Raw genomic sequence first — 2792 nt, forward strand, 5'->3', positions numbered from 1 at the left:
ATGGGGCGCACATGAGCACCGAAGACCCCGCCACCTTCCCCGGCCACGAAGGGCCAAACAGTGTCACGCGGGAGGAAGGCGACGACGATTCGGACGGCGGTCCCAGGGTTTTCGACGCGGATGGCTTCGATGAGCTCTCGCAAGTGCAAAAGGAAGGCCTGACGGGGGTAGAGATCATCGGTGCTGATGACCAAGCGGCAGCCGAGGCGGCGGCGGCCGCTGTCGCCGATGATTACATCAGCTGGCTCAAAGGCGATGCGGTGAGCGGGCTCCGCGCGCGTGGCGGTGCTCTAATGGGCGACATGCTCGGCAGCGGGCCGTTGCTGGTGGGGCCGCCGGCGCAGTGGTTCGACGACCCAGACTACGATTCCTTCAAGCGCGGCAGAGCCGGTCGCGCCGACATGCTCTATGTCGGCGCCAACGACGGCATGCTGCACGCCTTCAAGACAGATACGGACGCCGCCAGCTTCACCGAGGCCTTTGCCTACATCCCGGCAGCAGTCTATCCGGCGCTCGCGACCCTTGCGGACCCGGCGTACAACACCGCCGTCAAGGAGTCCTATGTCGACGGGCCGCTCAGCTATTCGGATGCGAAGATCGGCGGTGGGGACGACCCCTGGCGCTCGGTGCTCGTGGGCAGTTTCGGCATGGGCGCCCAGGGCGTCTTTGCGCTGGACATTACGGACCCTGAGTCTCTCGAAGCCACAGAGGCCTCCGCCGAGAGGCTCGTGCTTTGGGAGTTCACGGACGCGTCCGGTGAACGCTTCACTGCATACGAGGCCGGCGGCCCCGTCACCACCTACACGAGCGATGACCCTGCCGACGACGTTCCGGATGGTCGGTATATGGGCCACATGCTCGCCAAGCCGGCCATCGTGCGCATCGATTCTGGCGCCGACGGCGCCGACACCACTTGGGTCGCCCTGGTGAATAACGGTTACGGCAGCGCGAGGGTTGCCGGCGAGGCTGCAGCACATTGCAACGACGCGCTGGACACGACCAACTGCACCGTGGATGAGGCTGGGGAAGCCGTCCTCTATGTCCTCCGCCTGGCCGGGTCGGGCGCGGACGCAGACAACCAGCGCATCCTCTCTGGTGTGAACACGGGCGCCGGCCCCGGGGCCGTGCCCCCGGGTGAGGCCCGTGGCAATGGCCTCGTCGAGTGCGCAGCACTGGAGTGTGACGGCGATCGCGTCGCCGACCGTGCCTACGCTGGGGTTCTGTTCGGCAATGTCTGGCGGTTCGACCTGAGCAGCCCACCGGCCTATTTCGACGGCGATGCGGACGCCCTCGGCGGGACCGTCAGGAAGATCTTCCAGGCCCGAGACGCCAACGGCAATCCGCAGCCTATCACCAGCCGCATCGCCTTTGCGCGCCATCCGAACGGTGGTTTCATCCTTTTGTTCGGCACCGGACGTCTGCTGAATGCCGCAGACAAGGACGACACCTCATTGCAGAGCTTCTACGGCATCTGGGACGATGACGGACAGGTCCATGGGGGCCTGCCTGATCGCGGCGCTCTCATCAAGCACCAGTTCTTCGGCCCGGCTACCGTCGGCGCGGACGGGGTGATAGGCGCCGCCGATACCGGGGCCGGGCTGACGCTGAGCCGTCGCAGCACTGCCTACGCGGAGGCCACCAAGCCCGCACCGAGCGCGACGCGCGGCTGGGTGATCGACCTCGCGGTGACGGATGCGGCGGGCAACCTGAACGCGCTTGGAGAGCGGGTGATCTCTGCACCCCAGGTACGCGGAGGTCGCGTCGTCTTCGTGTCCCTGATCCCCGGCGAGTGTTGCAGCACCGGCGCCGGCAGCTGGGTCAACGCGCTCGACGCGGTGACCGGCGCCCGGCTCCAGGCGAGCCCGTTCGATTTCAATCTCGATGGCAGCTTTGACCGTGTCGACTTGCTCGGTGGCGGGACCGTGGGCAGCAGCATACGCGTACTCGGCGCCGACACTGAGAGCGGTATCTATTCGTCACCCGCCACCGTCGCGCTCGGCGGCAGCGAGGCGCTGAGCATCATCGCGGATTCAGAGGGCGACCTGATCCAGCTGAGAGAGTCCGAGGGTCACGCCTGGCGGACCTGGCTGCAAATCCAATAGCCGCGGCCGAGCGAACAGCCGAGTCATGCCTGCCTCAACATCACAATCCAGCGCGTCAGCGCTCAAACACCACAGCGCGAAACGCACCGCCGCCGGCTTCTCCCTCGTGGAACTGCTGGTGGTGGTCGCTGTCGTCGGCATCCTCGCCGCCGTTGCCTACCCGAGCTACCAGGAGCAGATCCGCAGCGGGCGACGGGCGGAGGCGCAGTCGGAGCTGATGCGCCTGGCCCAGTTCATGGAGCGCATCTACTCAGAGAACGGCTGCTACAACCCGGACGAAGACTGCAGCGCCGAGACGGTGGGGGAGCCCAACATCGGCATCCGCGCCGAGCACTACACGGTGGACTTCTCCAGCGGGCCAACTGCCGATGCCTTCACGTTACAGGCCACACCCGTCGGCCCCCAGGCCGACGACGGCATCCTGCAGATCAACGAGCTCGGGCAGCGCTACTGGGACGAAGACAACGACGACGCTGGTGAAGGCGAGAGTGCGAGCGCCGTGGGCCTGGACACCAGCGACCCAGATCCGAAAGATCTGAACTGGATACGCGGCTGACGCCCTGCGGCCAGGGCGGCCTAGACTTGAACCTAGAAACGGCAGTTGACCGCTTCATTGCAGACGCAAGTGTCTGTGGGGTCGGAGAATTCCCACCGATTGCGAGCTCACCTCCCGGGTGCGGGCCGCTACGG

At 66.4% G+C, this 2792-nt stretch carries 2 protein-coding genes; both read left to right on the top strand.

Translation table 11 applies throughout. From position 1 onward, the window contains the following. Positions 1 to 2102 (top strand): PilC/PilY family type IV pilus protein (locus I6U14_RS17245; protein ID WP_296900980.1); only part of this gene is annotated, 2102 nt, incomplete at its 5' end. Positions 2103 to 2127: 25 nt separating this feature from the next. After that, positions 2128 to 2658 (top strand): type IV pilin protein, encoded by a 531-nt coding sequence (locus I6U14_RS17250; protein ID WP_296900982.1) that lies wholly within the window; start codon positions 2128 to 2130, stop codon positions 2656 to 2658. Positions 2659 to 2792 lie beyond the last annotated feature (134 nt).

This window comes from Thiohalocapsa sp., assembly GCF_019695415.1.
Lineage (GTDB): Bacteria > Pseudomonadota > Gammaproteobacteria > Chromatiales > Chromatiaceae > Thiohalocapsa.

Excerpts from the sequence above, each read along its gene's own strand:
- I6U14_RS17250 (WP_296900982.1), top strand. The coding sequence starts at position 2,128 with ATGCCTGCCTCAACATCACAATCCAGCGCGTCAGCGCTCAAACACCAC.